Source organism: Planotetraspora sp. A-T 1434 (assembly GCF_025420585.1).
Lineage (GTDB): Bacteria > Actinomycetota > Actinomycetes > Streptosporangiales > Streptosporangiaceae > JAOEGB01.
Map to the genome: position 1 here is coordinate 260,578 of NZ_JAOEGB010000003.1, position 16,809 is coordinate 277,386.

The 16,809-nt window shown below is 69.2% G+C and carries 10 protein-coding genes and 1 pseudogene; 3 read left to right on the forward strand and 8 right to left on the reverse strand.

The window, feature by feature from the left end; translation table 11 throughout:
* Nucleotides 1-91: 91 nt before the first annotated feature.
* Both N5079_RS06390 and N5079_RS06395 read left to right on the forward strand, forming a co-directional pair.
* Nucleotides 92-1,201 (forward strand): HesA/MoeB/ThiF family protein, encoded by a 1,110-nt coding sequence (locus N5079_RS06390; RefSeq protein ID WP_261582566.1) that lies wholly within the window; start codon nucleotides 92-94, stop codon nucleotides 1,199-1,201.
* Nucleotides 1,189-2,427 (forward strand): hypothetical protein, encoded by a 1,239-nt coding sequence (locus N5079_RS06395; protein ID WP_261582567.1) that lies wholly within the window; start codon nucleotides 1,189-1,191, stop codon nucleotides 2,425-2,427. Before N5079_RS06390 ends, N5079_RS06395 begins: the two co-directional genes overlap by 13 nt.
* A 278-nt stretch (nucleotides 2,428-2,705) precedes the next feature.
* Here the strand turns inward: N5079_RS06395 and N5079_RS06400 are convergent, their stop codons facing one another.
* The 4 genes from N5079_RS06400 to N5079_RS06415 form a co-directional block, all read right to left on the reverse strand.
* Entirely contained in the window at nucleotides 2,706-3,182 is a 477-nt protein-coding gene (locus tag N5079_RS06400) for an iron chaperone (RefSeq protein ID WP_261582568.1), read from the reverse strand.
* A gap of 25 nt (nucleotides 3,183-3,207) precedes the next feature.
* Complete coding sequence (locus N5079_RS06405) at nucleotides 3,208-3,831, reverse strand: glyoxalase (protein ID WP_261582569.1); 624 nt, start codon at nucleotides 3,829-3,831, stop codon at nucleotides 3,208-3,210.
* A gap of 5 nt (nucleotides 3,832-3,836) precedes the next feature.
* Nucleotides 3,837-4,301: a helix-turn-helix transcriptional regulator gene (locus N5079_RS06410; protein ID WP_261582570.1), complete on the reverse strand. Its 465-nt coding sequence runs from the start codon at nucleotides 4,299-4,301 to the stop codon at nucleotides 3,837-3,839.
* Nucleotides 4,302-4,538: 237 nt separating this feature from the next.
* The gene (locus N5079_RS06415) at nucleotides 4,539-4,949 is read right to left on the reverse strand and encodes a VOC family protein (protein ID WP_261582571.1); all 411 of its coding nucleotides are present in this window, start codon (nucleotides 4,947-4,949) and stop codon (nucleotides 4,539-4,541) included.
* 232 nt (nucleotides 4,950-5,181) lie between these two features.
* On the opposite strand from N5079_RS06415, the gene N5079_RS06420 reads away from it, so the two are divergent.
* Entirely contained in the window at nucleotides 5,182-5,697 is a 516-nt protein-coding gene (locus N5079_RS06420) for a MarR family transcriptional regulator (RefSeq protein WP_315967790.1), read from the forward strand.
* Between the two features lie 439 nt (nucleotides 5,698-6,136).
* Here the strand turns inward: N5079_RS06420 and N5079_RS06425 are convergent, their stop codons facing one another.
* From N5079_RS06425 to N5079_RS06440, 4 genes and pseudogenes are all read right to left on the reverse strand, one after another.
* On the reverse strand, nucleotides 6,137-8,524 hold the full coding sequence (locus N5079_RS06425; protein ID WP_410007748.1) for an ATP-binding cassette domain-containing protein: 2,388 nt from the start codon (nucleotides 8,522-8,524) through the stop codon (nucleotides 6,137-6,139).
* Between the two features lie 234 nt (nucleotides 8,525-8,758).
* On the reverse strand, nucleotides 8,759-9,115 hold the full coding sequence (locus N5079_RS06430; protein WP_261582573.1) for a VOC family protein: 357 nt from the start codon (nucleotides 9,113-9,115) through the stop codon (nucleotides 8,759-8,761).
* A gap of 116 nt (nucleotides 9,116-9,231) precedes the next feature.
* Nucleotides 9,232-9,345: pseudogene (locus N5079_RS06435) on the reverse strand (VOC family protein); the annotation flags it as partial.
* 390 nt (nucleotides 9,346-9,735) lie between these two features.
* Complete coding sequence (locus N5079_RS06440; RefSeq protein ID WP_261582574.1) at nucleotides 9,736-16,572, reverse strand: LamG-like jellyroll fold domain-containing protein; 6,837 nt, start codon at nucleotides 16,570-16,572, stop codon at nucleotides 9,736-9,738.
* Nucleotides 16,573-16,809: the final 237 nt, after the last annotated feature.

Consider the following 16,809-nt stretch of genomic DNA (forward strand, 5'->3'; position numbering starts at 1 on the left):
CGATTCGGCCTTGGCCGCGTCGCGAATCGGCGTGGGCAGGCGGATTGGCGGTGGGGTTCGAAATCGGGGATCCATATGCGGGGAGGTCTGATTGCGGCTGCCGAAAGTAAAGGCCGAGCACGCGCCCTATTGTCTTGACGGCGGCCGCATTCGCATCGGCGGCGACATCTACGGGCTGGCGCACGAGATCGGAGACCCGCACGGCTGGGTGTGGACGGCTCTTGAGGCGATGAACGGCACGCGGACGTGCGACGACATCACCGCGCTGCTGCTGTCGGATTTCCCGGAACTGACCCGGCACAACGCGGACGCGATAGTCGCCCAGCTCCTCGACTCCGGCCACATCGAAGACGCGGGAACGGCGAGCGCGCCCGAGCTCAGCCCGCGCGAGCGCGACCGGTACAGCCGCGGACAGGCCTTTTTCCGCTGGGCAGACCTCACTCCCCGGGAGCACGGCTGGGACGCTCAGCTGAGACTGCGCGAATCGCGGGTCCTGGTGGTCGGCGTCGGCGGCGTCGGCGCCTTCACCGCCCAGGCTCTGGCGGCATCCGGGGTGGGATTCCTGCACCTCGTCGACGACGACCGGGTTGAGCTCGCCAATCTCAACCGGCAGCTCATCTTCACCGAGGCCGACATAGGCCGCCGCAAAGTCGACGTAGCCGTCGAGCGGCTCAGAATGCTGAACTCCGATATCCAGGTCTCGGGCGCCGTTTTCCGCGTCGGAAGCGAGCGGGATCTGGCGAATCTGCTGCCGGGATTCGACGTGATGGCCCTGTGCGCCGACGAACCCAGGGGAGACGACGGCATCAGGGTGTGGGCCGGCCGGGCCTGTTTCGCCGCCGGGATTCCGTGGGTGGGCGGCGGCTACAGCGGTCCGCTCGTCACCACGGGCGTCTTCGTGCCAGGCCGCGGAGCCTGTTACGAATGCATGCAGCGAATCGAGGACCGGAGGCGGAAACGGACCGGAGATCGCTCTCCCGGGGTCCCGGACCGTCCCATCAACCTTGGTGGCCCCGGGGTGATCGCCACATCGGCGGGCATGTGCGGCCATCTCGTCGCCCATGGAGTCATCCGGCTCATCACCCAAGTCCCGCCGGTCACAGCCTGTTTCATCCACGGCGCCAATCTGATCGCCCCGGAGCAGCCGATCTTCGGCGAATTCCCGGAAGGCGAGGCGGGGTGCGCCGTATGCACCCGCTGACCGGGACGTCACTCGTACGGTTGCACCCGCTGAAGATGCGCCGCGACAGCTCCGGCTGGATCATCGGACGGGTCGAGACCGGCACATTCGCCTCGTTCCCGGATGTCGGGAGGAGGGTCATCGACCTGCTGGCCCAGGGCCGGACGATCGGCGACGTCGCGGCACGCGTCAATGCCGAAACCGGCGCGAACGTGGACGTGGCCGACTTCACGACGGCACTGGGCGACCTGGGATTCGTGGCGGGGATAGACGGCCGGCCGCTGGCGGACACCGGGCGCAAAAGACCCTCCCTTCCCTGGCTGAAACCGCGCCACGTCCGATGGATGCTGCATCCCGCGGTCCACGCCGGGTTGGTGGTCCTGGTTCTCTCCGGCCTCGCCGTACTGGCCGGCAGGCCGGAGATCATGCCGAGTCCGGGCATGATGGCCTGGAGCGAGTTCGGCACCGTCTCCCTACTGACCCAGGTCGCCATCACATGGTCGCTGGTCCTGCTGCACGAGCTCGCCCACCTGGGTACGGCTCGGGCCGCCGGAGTGCCCGGGCGGATCACCCTGGGATCACGCCTGCAGTTCCTCGTGGTGCAGACCGACGTGTCGGGGGTCTGGGGCGAGGAGAAACGCGTCCGGATGAGCGCCTATCTCGCCGGCATGGCGCTGGACGCGGCCATCATGGCGGCCGGATTCCTCATGCTCGCCGTCGTGCCGCCGCGAGGAGGCCTCCACACCACCCTCTCAATCGTCGTGCTGACGCAGATCGACGGGTTGAGCTTCCAGTGCCTCGTCTTCATGCGTACCGACCTCTACTTCGTCGCCCAGGACCTCGCCGGATGCCGCAACCTCTACGGCGACGGCGTGGCGTACGCGCGATTCCTGATCGGCCGTCTGGCGAACAGGGGCGGCGCGAACCCACTCGCACATTTCCCACCGCGTGAGCGCTCCGCGGTGCGCCTGTACGCGGTGCTGCTCGTGCTGGGTACGGCGGCGTGCCTGGCCGTGGTGGCGACGCTCATGATCCCGGCCCTTGCCGCCATCGCGGTGCCCGCGGTCCGTACCCTCGTGAACGGCGGCGATGGGCCGGCCGTCGCCGATGCCGTCGCAGTCGTCGCGGTGCTGGCCGGTGTTCAGGGACTCTGGGCCCGGACATGGTGGCGAAAGCACGGCCCAAGGGTGAAGCGCCTGCTCTCGTCGGCCGCCGCCGTACTGGTGTCTCTCCGGCCCGGCAGATAGCGGGAGAGCGGGAGATCCGGCTCACATCCGATGAATCTTGCTATTGACCACCGATATGAGCCGCAGGTGCCCTGAAACCCGGCGGGCGAGGCTGTCGAACAGGTCCGCGATCAGCCACGGAACAGCAGGACAACCGCACCCGCCAGCACGCCGAGGGCCACTGAGGCGATGCCGTAGCCCACTCGGTGCGCCCGCACACCGGGCAGGTAGCGGTCCAGTGCGAGACGGCCAGGCCCCGTGAGGGCCAGTGCCGCAGCTGCCCATGAGGCGGACCGGCCTCAGCTCACCGCCCGCTTGATGAGTGCGCCGATCCGCGCCTCATCGTCGGCGCTCAACTCGGTCAGGGCATAGGCGGCCGGCCACATGGTGCCTTCGTCGAGCTTCGCCTGGTCGCTGAAGCCGAGCGTGGCGTACCTCGTCTTGAACTTCTGCGCGCTCTGGAAGAAGCAGACGACCTTGCCGTCCTTGGCATACGCGGGCATGCCGTACCAGAGCCTCGGCGAGAGGACCGGCGCGCTGGACTTGACGATGGCATGGATGCGCTCGGCGAGAACGCGGTCCGCTTCCGGCATCTCGGCGATCTTCGCACGCACCTCGCTGTCCCCGTCCGCCTTGGCCGCGCTGGAGCCGCGGCGCGCGGACGCCTTCAGCTCCTTGGCGCGCTCCTTCATCGCGCCCCGTTCCTCGTCCGTGAATCCGTCGTACTTCTTGTCGGCCGCGCTGGTGCTCTTGGTGGACGTGTGCGTGTTCTTCATTGCGGGTTTCCTCTGTGGTGACAGGTCAGAGTGCGGGTGTCAGCATTGTGGTCTCCCAGGCGAATCCGTCCGGGTCGGTGAAAGACCCGGCGTCGCCGCCGAGCACGAGCCGGTGCGATCCAGTGCCGTCGACGGGGACGCCGACGTCCTTGGCAAGGGCACGGCGCCCGTACAACGCCAGTTTGACGGGACTCGACGGAGTTGCGAACTCGACGTACTTTCGCCCGAAGCTCTTCGCCACGGTGAGACCGCGGTCGACGTAGAACCGCTTGCTCGCGGCCACGTCCGCGACTCCCAGCAGGAGCACGATCTCGTCGATCTGCCGGGTGGCCGGGCCGGTGTCCTTCCTCGCGGACGTTGCGACCTTCCAGATCGTCCCGTCCGGTGCCTGTATGACGCCGCCGTAGCCCCAGAACGACTTCGCGGCAGGCTTCAACGGCGTGGCACCGACGTCGAGGGCGGCGCCGATGAAGCCGTTGACGGTGGCCGGCTGGGACACCGTGAGCGACAGCGTGAACCCACGGAAGCCGGTCGTCGGCGCCTCCGAGGCCCGCAGGCGCACCTGAGTGCCCAGACCGAAGGCGGTGTAGAAGCGGTTGGCGGCCGTGGGATCGGCCACCTCGAGGGTGACGGATTCGATGAAAGTCATAGCGGTCACGCTAGTTGCGGCTCGGTGACCAGCGCTTCTTGATTCCTGACCGGTCTGGTCACCTGTTTCGCCACGCACGACGGCATCCCCGCCGTAGCGGCCGCCGCCCGGCGCTGGTAGGCGCTGGGTGGCATGCCTGCCAGCTCGGTGAAGCGGGTGCTGAAGGTGCCCAGCGACGAGTAGCCGACCATGAAGCAGACCTCGGTGACGCTGAGGTCGCCACGGCGGAGCAGCGCCATCGCGCGCTCGATGCGACGCGTCATCAGATAGGCGTACGGCGACTCGCCGTAGGCGAGCCGGAACTGGCGGCTGAGGTGCCCGGCCGACATGTTCGCGCCGCGGGCGAGCGCCTCGACGTTCAGCGGCTGCGCGTACTCCCGGTCGATCCGGTCGCGGACGCGGCGCAGTCGCGCCAGATCTCTCAGGCGCTGCGCCTCGGTGAGTGCGCGCCCCCACGCGGGATCACACATGCGATAAGTCCCTTTCATCGGTGTCCGCGAGCACCTGGGTTACCTGGTGCGGTGGGCGGCGAGGTACTCGCCAGGTGGAGTGGACGGCGGCGGGTCGCCCCGCGGTGGCCGACACGGTCAGGGCCTTCGCGAAGTTGAGGCCGCGCGGGGGTGCGTCGAGGACCGAGTCCCGGACGCACTGGCCGCCGCGTTCTCTGCGGGAGCCATCATGGCCGGCCGGATCGATTACTGAACGGCTCAGCGAAGCTCCTGGATGCGGACCAGGTTGCCCGCGGGGTCGCGGAAGGCGCAGTCGCGGATGCCGTACGGCTGCTCGGTCGGCTCCTGAACGACTTCGGCGTCGCCTGCCTGCAGCTTCTCGAAGGTGCCGTTGAGGTCCCGGGTGGCCAGCAGGATCCAGCCGTAGGTGCCCTTGGCCATCATCTCGACGATGGTGCGGCGCTCGTCCTCGGTGATGCCGGGGTCGGCGGCCGGCGGCGCCAGGAGGATGGACGTGCCGGGCTGGTCGACGGGGCCGACCGTGATCCAGCGCATCTTGCCGTGCCCGACGTCGCTGCGGACCTCGAAACCGAGGGTGTCGCGGTAGAAGGCCAGGGAGGCGTCCGGGTCGTCATGCGGGAGGACGCTCGTGTGAATGGTGATGTCCATGGCCCTCACGTTAGCTGCGGCGCGGTGACCTGCGCTTCTCCATTCCTGATCGGGCGCTGCTGGTAGCAAGGAGTGCGTCCTTCGGGGCGGCTCGTGACCGCCGGGGGGGAATGTGAAGAACGTAGCGCCCGTTTATCTTGCGAACAAGCTAAGCGAGTAGGAGACAATAGCCTCCATGGGAGCGACAATGTCTCCCGAGTGACAACTGACGACCAAGGAAGGGGAAGGAACCGTGAGCGCCGACGGCCACGCACCCGCACCCGCACCCGCACCCGCACCCGAGGAGCCTCCACTGGTGCTGCTGGACGACCATCTCTGCTTCACCCTGTACGCGGCCTCACGTGCCGTGACCAGCGCCTACCGGCCCCTGCTCGACGCGGTTGGCCTGACCTACCCCCAGTATCTCGTCATGCTCGTGCTCTGGCAGCACGGCACCGCACCCGTCAAGAATCTGGTGGCCGCCCTGCAACTGGACTACGGGACGCTCACACCGCTGATCAAGCGCCTTGAGGCGCACGGCCTGCTCAAACGGGAACGCCGAGCGGACGACGAGCGAGTGGTCGAAGTGGCGCTGACCCCGGAGGGGGCCGCGCTGCGCCAGCGCATCCACACCGTCCCACTCGCAATGGGAGACGCCATGGGACTGACCCCCGGAGAGATCAGGACCGCGCAGGACCTGCTCCGGCGACTGACGGCCAACGTGATCCGCCACACCTCCGACGCTGAGCCGGCGGAGACGGCCTCCTAGCCTTGTTCTCCGCGATCGCCACGCCACCAGGCCCAGTGGCCAACGCCGCGCCCGGGCCGATCACCTGGCGACTGGAAACCTGACCGACCACCATCCCGCCCGACACCCCACCGCCGACCACCGGCGAGACCGGCCCCGACGACGACGGTCCATCCCCCGAGGCCGGTGCCGGCTCGGACGCGGAGGTTCCTCGCAGGCCCCAGACACCGACCAGCAGGCCAATCCCACCCAGGAGCATGCTGACCACGCCGGCCCGCTTATCCAGCACGTCCAAGACGTCCTTGCCGATGTGCAGCGGTCGGCGAGCAGCTCCACCACCCCCGCCGCGACGACCATTCATCGAGACGAGCAGCACCGCCATCCACCAGCCTCGCCCGCGGCGACCTTCACGCCGACGGGAGTTCCTCACTCGTCTCACGGTCTCCGCGGGGTGCCTCCATCAGGTGCCGACGTAGGCCGCGAGATGCTCACCCGTGAGAGTGGAGCGGGCGGCGACGAGGTCGGCGGGGGTGCCTTCGAAGACGATCCGGCCGCCGTCGTGGCCGGCGCCGGGGCCGAGGTCGATGATCCAGTCGGCGTGCGCCATGACCGCCTGGTGATGCTCGATGACGATGACCGACTTGCCGGAGTCGACGAGCCGGTCGAGCAGGCCGAGCAGTTGCTCGACGTCGGCGAGGTGGAGGCCGGTGGTCGGCTCGTCGAGGACGTAGACGCCGCCCTTGTCGGCCATGTGGGTGGCCAGCTTGAGCCGCTGCCGCTCGCCGCCGGACAGCGTGGTGAGCGGCTGGCCGAGGCTGAGATAGCCGAGCCCGACGTCGGCGAGCCGGTCGAGGATGGCATGCGCGGCCGGCGTGCGCGCCTCGCCGGCGCCGAAGAACTCCTTGGCCTCGGTCACCGACATCGCGAGCACCTCGCTGATGTCGCGGCCGCCGAGGTGGTGGTCCAGCACCGATGCCTGGAACCGCTTCCCCTCGCACTCCTCGCAGGTGGTGGCGACGCCGGCCATCACCGCCAGGTCGGTGTAGATGACGCCGGCGCCGTTGCAGCTGGGGCAGGCGCCCTCGGAGTTGGCGCTGAACAGCGCCGGCTTCACGCCGTTGGCCTTCGCGAACGCCTTACGGATCGGGTCGAGCAGTCCGGTGTAGGTCGCCGGGTTGCTCCGTCGCGAGCCGCGGATCGCGCCCTGGTCGACCGACACCACACCCGCGCCGGCGGGGATCGACCCGTGCAGGAGCGAGCTCTTGCCGGAGCCGGCGACGCCGGTGACGACGACAAGCACCCCGAGCGGGATGTCGACGTCGACGTCCCGCAGGTTGTGCGCCGTCGCGCCGCGGATCTCCAGCGTGCCGGTGGGCTTCCGCACCGTCTCCTTGAGGGCGGCCCGGTCGTCGAAATGGCGGCCGGTGATGGTGCCACTGGCCCGCAGCCCCTCGACGGTGCCCTCGAAGCAGACGGTGCCGCCCGCCGTACCGGCGCCGGGGCCGAGGTCGACGACGTGGTCGGCGATCGCGATCGTCTCCGGCTTGTGCTCCACGACGAGCACCGTGTTGCCCTTGTCCCGCAGCCGCAGCAGCAGGCCGTTCATCCGCTGGATGTCATGGGGGTGCAGGCCCGCGGTGGGCTCGTCGAAGACGTAGGTGACGTCGGTGAGCGAGGAGCCGAGGTGGCGGATCATCTTGACGCGCTGTGCCTCGCCGCCCGACAGCGTGCCCGACGGCCGGTCGAGCGAGAGGTAGCCCAGCCCGATCTCCACGAACGAGTCGAGGGTCCGCCGCAGCGTGGCGAGCAGCGGCGCCACCGACGGCTCCTCTAAGCCGCGGACCCATTCGGCCAGGTCGCTGATCTGCATCGCGCAGGCGTCGGCGATGTTGACGCCCCTGATCCGCGACGACCGGGCCGCCTCGCTGAGCCGGGTGCCACCGCAATCGGGACACGCGGTGAAGGTGACCGCCCGGTCCACGAACGCCCGGATGTGCGGCTGCAGAGTGTCGACGTCCTTGGACAGGAACGACTTCTGGATTCTGGGGATCAGACCCTCGTACGTCAGGTTGATGTTGTCGACCTTGATCTTGGTCGGCTCCTTGTGGAGCAAGTCGTGGAGCTCTTTCTTGGTGTACTTGCGGATCGGCTTGTCCGGATCGAGGAAGCCGGAGCCGCTGAAGATGCGGCCGAACCAGCCGTCGACGCTGTAGCCGGGGATCGTGAGCGCACCCTCGTTGAGCGACTTGGAGTCGTCGTACAGCGCGGACAGGTCGAAGTCGGTGACCGAGCCCCGGCCTTCGCAGCGCGGACACATGCCGCCGGTCACGGTGAACGTCTTCTTCACGGTCTTGGCGGCATCGCGTTCGATCGTGATCGCACCGGCCCCCCGGACCGAGGGGACGTTGAAGGAAAACGCGTTGGGCGAGCCGATGTGCGGCTGCCCCAGTCGGCTGAAGAGGATGCGCAGCATCGCGTTGGCGTCCGTGGCGGTGCCGACCGTGGAGCGGACGTTGGCGCCCATCCGCTCCTGGTCGACGATGATCGCGGTCGTCAGTCCTTCGAGCACGTCGACCTCCGGCCGCGCGAGCGTCGGCATGAAGCCCTGTACGAAGGTGCTGTAGGTCTCATTGATCATCCGCTGCGACTCCGCGGCGATCGTGTCGAACACCAGCGAGCTCTTGCCCGAGCCGGAGACGCCGGTGAACACCGTCAGCCGGCGCTTCGGGATCTCGACGCTGAGGTCCTTGAGGTTGTTCTCGCGCGCGCCGTGCACGCGGATCAGATCGTGGCTGTCGGCATCGTGCGGCGCAGGCGACTGCGTGTCCGTCCTCGTGGCCATGCTCATCGTGTCTCCATGTGTTAGAGGGCCGCGTTCGCGGTCTCCGTCGCCTTGCTCGATCTGACAAGTTTTGAGCAGTATGTCTGTTTATCCTTCGTCGCCCGGTCGCGGCAACGGTCTCTGCCTACCTGATCGGCGGGTATCGCCCGGCCGAGGCACCGGCCACCCGGACATCGATGTCGTGGGTGAGCCGATGCTCGGTGTCGCGACGACGCTGAGCGCGGAAGCGGAGGTCGGCACTCATCGGTCCTGAAGCAGCCCCAGGACGTTGCCATCGGGGTCGATGACCGTGGCCACCAGGCGGCCGCCACCGACGTCGTGTGCGGGCTCCTTCACGGTGGCACCGGCAGCGGTCACCTCGGCCAGCTTCGCCTCGATGTCCGGCACGTGCCAGTAGGCCACCGGCGAGGTCAGGCCCTGCGGTCCACCGCCCGGCACCAGCCCGATGTGCTGGCCCTCAGCCTCGAAGCCGACGTAGTAGGACTCGTCGGTCTGCGGCGGTACGCCGAGCAGGGCGGCGTACACCGCCTTGGCCGCCGCCAGGTCGGAAACGGGATGCAGCACGGTCTTGATTCCCTGGGTGGAAGAGCCGGTCATGGTCGCTCCTGAAGTCGTGGGTCACATCGACCCGGCGTGTCTTGTCGAGCTTATGGACGGACGGGAAGCCCGGAAATCGAGGTGCCGGGCTGGTCAGGGGGGCCGACCGTGATTCAGCGCGTCCCGTCGTATCCGACGTCGTCGCGGACCTCGAGGATGTCGCGATAGAAGGCCAGGGAGGCCTCCGGATCGTTGTGCGGGAGGAAGCTCGGGCGAGCTGTGAGGTCCACGACGGTCAGGCTAGCTGCGGCTCCGTGACCCGCGCTTCTCGAATCCTGATCGGTCTGGTGACCTGTTTCGCGACGTACGCCGGGCCGGAACGCCGTCGCGGACATGGGCCGGCACCGGCAACGCCCGCCGTCCTGGCAAACAAGGCGCACGCGTACGGCCGCGCGATAGATGCGCGGCCGCCGCACTTGTCGATCTTGATTGGTCTCACGGCCGTGTCAGCGCGGTGTCACCAGCTGCCCGGCCCCCGACCGTCGTGGAACCAGAGGCCGGTCAGTCGCGCCCACGCCCGCATCCGCGCCGCGCCACGGCCGGCGCGCCGTGGCCATGCCCAAGTACGAGCGGAGTACTGGCCACCTCCCTTGTCTCCATGCCTGGCGATTTCTCGCCCCTCACCATTGGTCGGCGCTCAATGGCCGCAACTGCCATAGCTGGTGGTCGGCTCCGGTCCACTCCTGCGTCTGGATGCCGGCGCCGCTGACGAGCTGCCCGCCCGCGACCGTGACGGCCATGCCGCTGTGCTTGGCGATCAGGCCGTAGAAGCCGTTGCCGGCGGACTGGAGGCGGAACCTCTGGTGGTCGGCTCCCGTCCACTCCGACTGGCAGACCGCGGTTCCGGCCGTCTTGCCCGCGCCGGTGACGGTCAGGACCTTGCCGCTGTGCTTGGCGGTGACGGAGTAGTAGCCGTCGCCGACCGACGCCAGGGTCCACTTCTGGTTGGAGGTGCCGCTCCACGGCCACAGCAGCAACTGGGCACCGTTGTCCTGCGAACTCCAGCCGACGTCGATGACGTTGCCGGAGTCCCCCGCGACGAGGCAGGCACGCGCCGGGGCCACCACCAGGGCGGGGGCCGTGGGCGCGGCCGGCTCGATCGCCGAGTAGTAGTCGGCCAGCAGGGCGGTGATCTCGTTGATGTAGGGGCTGAAGGCCGGGAAGTATCCGGTGACCACGGCCTTGACCTTCCCCGGCAGCCCGTCGGCGCTCAGGACGGCGGTGCCCAGGTAGGGCTCCAGCTGCTTGATCAACGCGTACGGGCTGGCGATCTTCTGCGCGGCCATCGCCTGCTGCAGCGACGGCTGCGCGGCGGGGGTGGTGGCCAGCACCCGGCTGACGAAGGTGACCCGGTGCAGGATCCGCCAGCAGGGCGGCTTGCGGTCGCTCTGGCGGGCTCGCTTGAGCGCCAGGGCGTTGGGCTCGGTGCTGCTCTCCAGCCACTCGGGGTCGATGACCTTGCCGTAGAAGTCCTCGAAATTGTCGGTGGTGGTGTCCAGGTAGAAGGTCATGAACCGGTAGGCGTCCACCCGGCCGGGCACCAGGGCCGGCTTGCCGTCCTTGTCGAACATCGGGGTGTCGCCGTTGAACCGCTGAAGCTGACCGCTGGGCGCGCAGGTCACGTCCAGGCTGAAGGTGCGGGTGGACTCCTTGGACTTGGTACGGGTGACGCTGTAGCCGGTGCCCAAGGACGCCTCCAGGCCGAACTTGGCACTCACCGGCCCGAAGTCGACCTTCATCGCGACGCTGCGGCCGATGGTGGCGTTGAAGCTGTACGACCCGGTGATGGTGTCGGTGACCTGGTCGGTGGTGCCGGTGGTCTCGGCGAAGAACCCGCCGGCGGCGGTCCACACGTAGGTGTTGACGATGTTGCGGCGTGAGGCCGACCGCGCTGCCGAGCGGGCCGCCTCGGGGTCGGTGCCGCTGTCGATCTCGGCGCCGGTGCCGCCCATCATCCCGTTGAGCACCTTGGTGGCCTGGCCGTGGGTGGGGTCGGGGGCGTGGGTCTCGGTGGAGACCGAGTCGTAGAACCCCTGCAGCTGCTGCTGCTCGCGCTGGATCCGCTTCTTTATCCGGTAGGCCTCCAGGGGCCTGAAGTAGCTGTGCTCGCCGCGTGTCCCGCCGGCCGCGCGGGGGAAATCGGGGTCGGCGAAGGGCTGCTGGTCCTTGCTGTAGCCGACCACGCCGTCCAGGGTGCCCTGCTTGGTGTAGCGGGGGTTGATGGGGAAGGGGATGAGGTTCCAGTCGCGCGGGATGTCGGCGCTGGGCAGCATCCGGTAGGCGACCAGGGCGCCGCTGTGGGCCAGGCGCAGCGCGTACAGGTCGGCGGTCTCGGACTGCACCACGGCGAAGCCGGTGTTGGCCGGCACCCAGCGCCGTCCGGCGGCGGGGTTGACCTGCCGGGCGGCGTCGGCGTCCTCCCAGCCGCCGGTGAGGTCGACCCGGCTGGTGCGGGTCGTGTTGGTTCCCTGGGACACCTTCTTCTCGTTGGTCCAGCTGTTGGAGAACTTGAACTCGGCGCTGTACCCGACGTCGAAGGACACCTTCAGGGGCTTGGCGGTGCCGACGCCCAGGGGGGCGGTGATGACGTAGGTCTCCTCCTTCGTCGAGGCGTCGATCGTCGTCTTCAGGGAGGTGTCGACGGTGTTGTTCTTCTGCGACGACAGCACGTTGACGACGTTGTCGGCCTGGACGAAGGCGACGGAGGAGGCGCCGCGGTAGTCGCTTCCGCCGCCCACGAGGTTCTCCGAGGGGACCGGCGGGGCGCCCTCGATGTAGCCGATGAGCTGCGGGTCGAACTGGGCCTGCCCCACCCAGGTGGTGGTCAGCTCGCCGATCTTGTACCCGGTGATCAGCACCCACGCCTTGTCCTTCAGGTAGGTGTAGGCGCGTTTCATCACCCCGATCGTCATGCCCTCGACGGTCTGCTGGACGTCGCCGTACTCGGTGGCGGCCGGGGTGCCGGCGATGGCGGCGTGGAAGGGGCTGCGGAGACCGGTCAGCGCCGAGCGGACCTGGGCGGTGTCAGTGGAGATGGGCGCGCTGGACAGCACGATCTTGGGTGCCGGTGCGGACTGGGTCAGGTGGTTGCCGCCCAGGCCGGCGTCACGCACCTGGGCCCCCGCCACGGTGTCCTCGACGTCGAAGGGGTAGTAGGCGATGAGATCCTGGCGGTCGCCGCGCACCCGGCCGAACATGTTGTCCAGGACCTGCTCCTGGGTGCGAGCGGTCCGCCACACCCGGATCTCGTCGAGGTCCCCGGTGAACGCCTCGCCGTACCCGGAGGCGAGTTTGCGCCCGGCCACCGCGCTGTGGGCGGGGCTGTTCCGGGCGTCCATCAGGGGGTCGCTCACGGCGGTGATCCGCTTGTACGACGTGGGAACCCCGTTGCGGTAGAGGGTGAACCGGTTCCCCTCGGGGTCGGGGGTGCGGACCCGGGAGACCGCGTGCAGCGTGGCGGGGTAGGAGCCGCACCGGTCGGCGGTCTGGGTGCCCTCGGACTCGGGGAAGATCCACCAGGCGACCAGCCCGGACGCCTTCTCGGTGATCGGCGCGCCGATCTGCTTGGCGTTCCTGGCGAGGGACCAGATGCGCACCTCCGACAGCACGCCGCGCAGCCCGAACGTCTCCTTACCCACCTGGTGGCGGCCGAGTTGGACCGGGGCGTCGTTGCCGACCGGTTTGGCGCCGCCGTACTCGTGGCTGTTCCCGGCGAGCTTGCCGTTGATGTAGAAGCAGATCTCCACAGAGCCCGAGCCGCTGGAGGGGTTCCTGCGGGTCACCGCGATCTTGGTGAACTCCCCTGGCTTGACCACCGATCCGGCGCCGGAGCGGTAGATCTGTTGCTTGCCCGCTCCCCCCGAACCGGACTCGAAGGCGAAGGCGACCTGCCCGTCGGCCTCCAGGTACAGCGAGTACGGCACGGCCTGGCTGGTGCCGGCGCCGATCGCGCCCTTGCCCACCAGGCCCTGGACGGTGCCGAGGGCCTCCAGCTTCACGAACGCCTCAAGGGTCAGGTCCTCGACGATGTCCAGGCCGCCGGACCCGCCGGCGTCCACATGGCCGGAGCCGTCCATGGCGATCGCCCAGCTCTGCTCGAACGACACCGCCACGTGCCCCCACTCGGCCAGGGGAAACGCCTCGGTGCCGCGGACGACCTGGTCGCCCACCCCGGCGACGAGGACGTAGCCGCTCTTCCCCGCCGCCAGCTCGGCCTTGTCCAGGCCCAGGGAGTAGCGGACGCCGTTGCCGAGGTCGCTGTTCAGGATCCGGACGGGCCCGTTGACGAACGTCGGGAAGGCCCACGCCTCGATCGCCAGGTCCCCTCGCGCGGCCAGTTTCGCCAGTCGCGCCGTGTCCGCCAGCTCCAGACGGTGCTTGGCGGTGCCGTCGAAGGAGAACGCGCGTCCCGGCGCGTCGCCCTGCCAGCGCGGCACCAGCGGCCCGCTGACGTCCGCGGCCGTCCCGTTGGACACCGTGCCGGTGGCGGAGCCGGCGTTGGCGCCGACGATCTGGGAGCCGGTGGCGACCGAGACGCCGGGGACGTTGCAGGAGGCCTGCGTGTAGTCGTAGACCGCCTTGCGGACCCTGGCGCCCGGCTTGGCGGTGAGACCGCCGGCGGTCAGGGTGAGCTGCGCGGAGCCGGCCTGCGACGCGGAGACGGTGCGGTTCTCGCCGCCCACCGTGATCGCCGAGCCGGTCGGCAGAGCGGTGGTCAGCGGTTCCGTCAGGGTGACCGTCGCGTCCTTGACCGACGCGATGGTGCCCAGGTCCGAGCCCTGGACCGGGCCGTTGAGCACGGCGGCCAGCAGGTCGGCCCGCTGCGGCACCCCGGTGAACGTCTCGGTCACCGCCCCCCTGGTCACCGTGACGGTGCACGTCCCCGACCCGGCCGCGCTCACCGCCACGGAGAAGCCGTTCAAACCCACGGAGGAGTCACGGCTGGTCAGCCGGACCGCCCCGTCGGCGACCGGGAGCTGCTTGACAGCGGGCGAGACCGCCGCCGGGTAGTAGGCGGAGAAGAACTGCCCCGCGCCGCCGCGGAAATACAGCACCACCTCGCCGGTCGAGCCGTCCAGCAGGAAGGGGGCGTCGGCCGTCCAGGCGAACGCCAGCAGAGCCCCCAGCACGTTCAGGCCTGAGCGGTCCACGCACACCGCCGGCATCGGCAGCACGGCCTCCGCGCCGCCCTTCTGCGCTCCGCTCAGCGTCGCCAGCGTGTTCTGCGCCGCCTCCAGGGCCGCCTTGTCGCCGGGCAGCCGTTGCAGGGCCTTCATCTGCTCAGAGAGCTGGGCTTTCAGGAGCTCCTGCTCCTCCAGCAGCTCCTGCTCTCGCATGCGCTGCCAGTACCTGAGATGGTAAAAGTTCTGGTTGAGGTCGTGGAAGGTGAAACCGGCGAGGCCGCCGTACACCTCTCCCTGGATGTCGTTGATCCGCTTGTCGGTGGCCGGCATCTGGTCGACCAGGGCCTGGTCGGTGTAGTACCGCCCGCGTGCCGCGGTCACCGCGGCCTCGGCCGCCTGGAGCTTCTCCAGGTCGGCCGTGGGGTCGGGCCGCCCCAGCCAGGTCAGGTCGATCACGCCCGGCGGCGTGGCCAGCCTGCCGTACTGGGAGACGGCGAAGTCCACGGTGGCCACATAGCGACGGTCGGCCGGCTCGCCCTGCGGCGGCGGGCCTGACGTGGCGAAAGCCAGCAGCACGCGGCCCTGCCGCTTCTCCGGCGCGGGCGACGTCGAATACCCGGTCACCGTCGGCTCCTGCTGGAAGTAGAACTCCGTGGCCAGGCCCGATGCCGGTTTGCGCCCGTTGATCGAGAAGGAGGTCCTGACCACCCCCGGGCCGTCGTAGAGCGGCGCGTCCGAGCTCACCCACACCGGGCTGGGGCCCAGGCTGCCGGTGAACCCGTTCGGGCCCCGGTCGCTCAGCTTCTTCCCGGCGCCCTCGTCGAAGGGGAAGTAGGCGAACAGGCCGGTCTCCTTGCCGGTCAGGCGCTGCCCCCTGGCGGTGAAATCGGTACGGGCGACGCTCCAGATCCGGATCTCGTCGATGTCACCGGTGAACGGATCGTTGGGCGCCATGCCGGAGACGAGCCGCTTACCGATGACGAGCAGCTCGCTGACCTGGACGCCGACGTTCGTTGGGCGGCTGTCCGTCTGCGTGCCGTTGACGAACAGCCGCATCGTCGACTTGTCGTACACCGCGGCCACGTGCGTGAACACGTTCAGCGGCAGCGCCGAGGCGGAGATGAGGGTGTCGGGCCCGTGGCCGAACACGAGCTTGCCGTCAACGTTCAGGCCCAGGTACACGGGGGTGGCGAAGTTGGTCTTGTCGGAGCGGCCCACGATGATGCTCTTGGCGGCCACCGTCGGCTTGATCCACGCCTCGATCGTGTACGGGCCCGGCGGCACGGCCGTGGAGCTCTTGCCCCCAGCGATCACCACTCCGCTCTTGGCGCCTTCGAACCGCAGCGCGGTGCCCGCCCGGTCGCGGGGCGCGGGCACCGGGACCAGCGCCTTGCCGGTGTGGGAGTCGATGCCCGGCGCGCGTTCCAGCACCGAGCCCGCGTATTTCGGGTCGGGGCTGGTGTAGAGCTGGGTGCCCCGGGCGTTGAACAGGCCGTCCGTGCCCTGCTCCAGGTTGTAGCTGTGGATGGTCTCCCCCTCGGCGGCGAAGATCTGCCAGCGGGAGAAGCCCGCCACCGCGGTCGGCAGCAGGAGCACCGAGAACAAGCCGCCGCTGAGCTTGCGGACGAACGACAGCTTCATGGTGGGCTCGTAGAACAGCTGTCCCTCCATGTCCCGGGTGCCGAGGGTGTCGCCCCCCGAGGCCGGCATGGTTCTGCTGCGGCTGCGCTGGTAGCGCACCTCCACCACCGGCTTGAGCTCGGAGCCCACCAGCACGAACCGGTCGCACAGCAGCGAGCCGTCGACCTGGGCGACCTTGGCCCCACCGGTCAGGACGTAGTCGGCGCGCGCCGGGTCGCCCGACAGGGCGCCGCCGGTCGTGGCGTACACCGAGCCCGGCTCGCCTGAGGTGACCGACTGCCGGAACACCAGGATGTATTGGCCGTCGGACAGGACCTGGATGGGAAGCGCGGCGGTGAGCCGGGCCGTCGTGGACAGGAACGGGTCCTTCTCGCCCGTCAGCAGCGTCTCTGCCGGGCCGACCTCGGCACCGCCGACCTTCTTCACCGTCGGCATGGCCACCGCCACCGGGCTCTCGGCTTCGGTGTCGACGATCTCGGCGGGGAAGGGCAGCACCCCGGGGTCGTTGTTCCAGTACGCGGCGTCCAGCGCGCCGCGCCGCCGGTCGGCCTGGTCGAGGCTGAGCACGCTGTAGTAGATCCGGCGGTCGGCCCCGACCGCGAACGCCACCACAATTCCGTCGTGCCGGACCATCGTGGTGGCGATGTAGTCGCGGTCGCCGTAGACCTTTACCAGATTCTTGTCGTGCGTCATTGAGCCCTCCCGGAAAATGGCATGCCGAAATCGATACGCGTGGTCGTACGCAAAAGAAAGGGATAGCCGGCACTCGGCGTGAAAGCAGCCGATGCGTTAGGTGACGCAGAAAAAGCGATCCGAAGCCGCCCGGAAATGGATAGCGGCGGCAGGGTGCCAACCCTTACGGGCTCAACCCCGCCTCTCCGCTGTGAACTGGTAAGACAGCTCCATCATCCACGTGCGCCCACCCGCTTT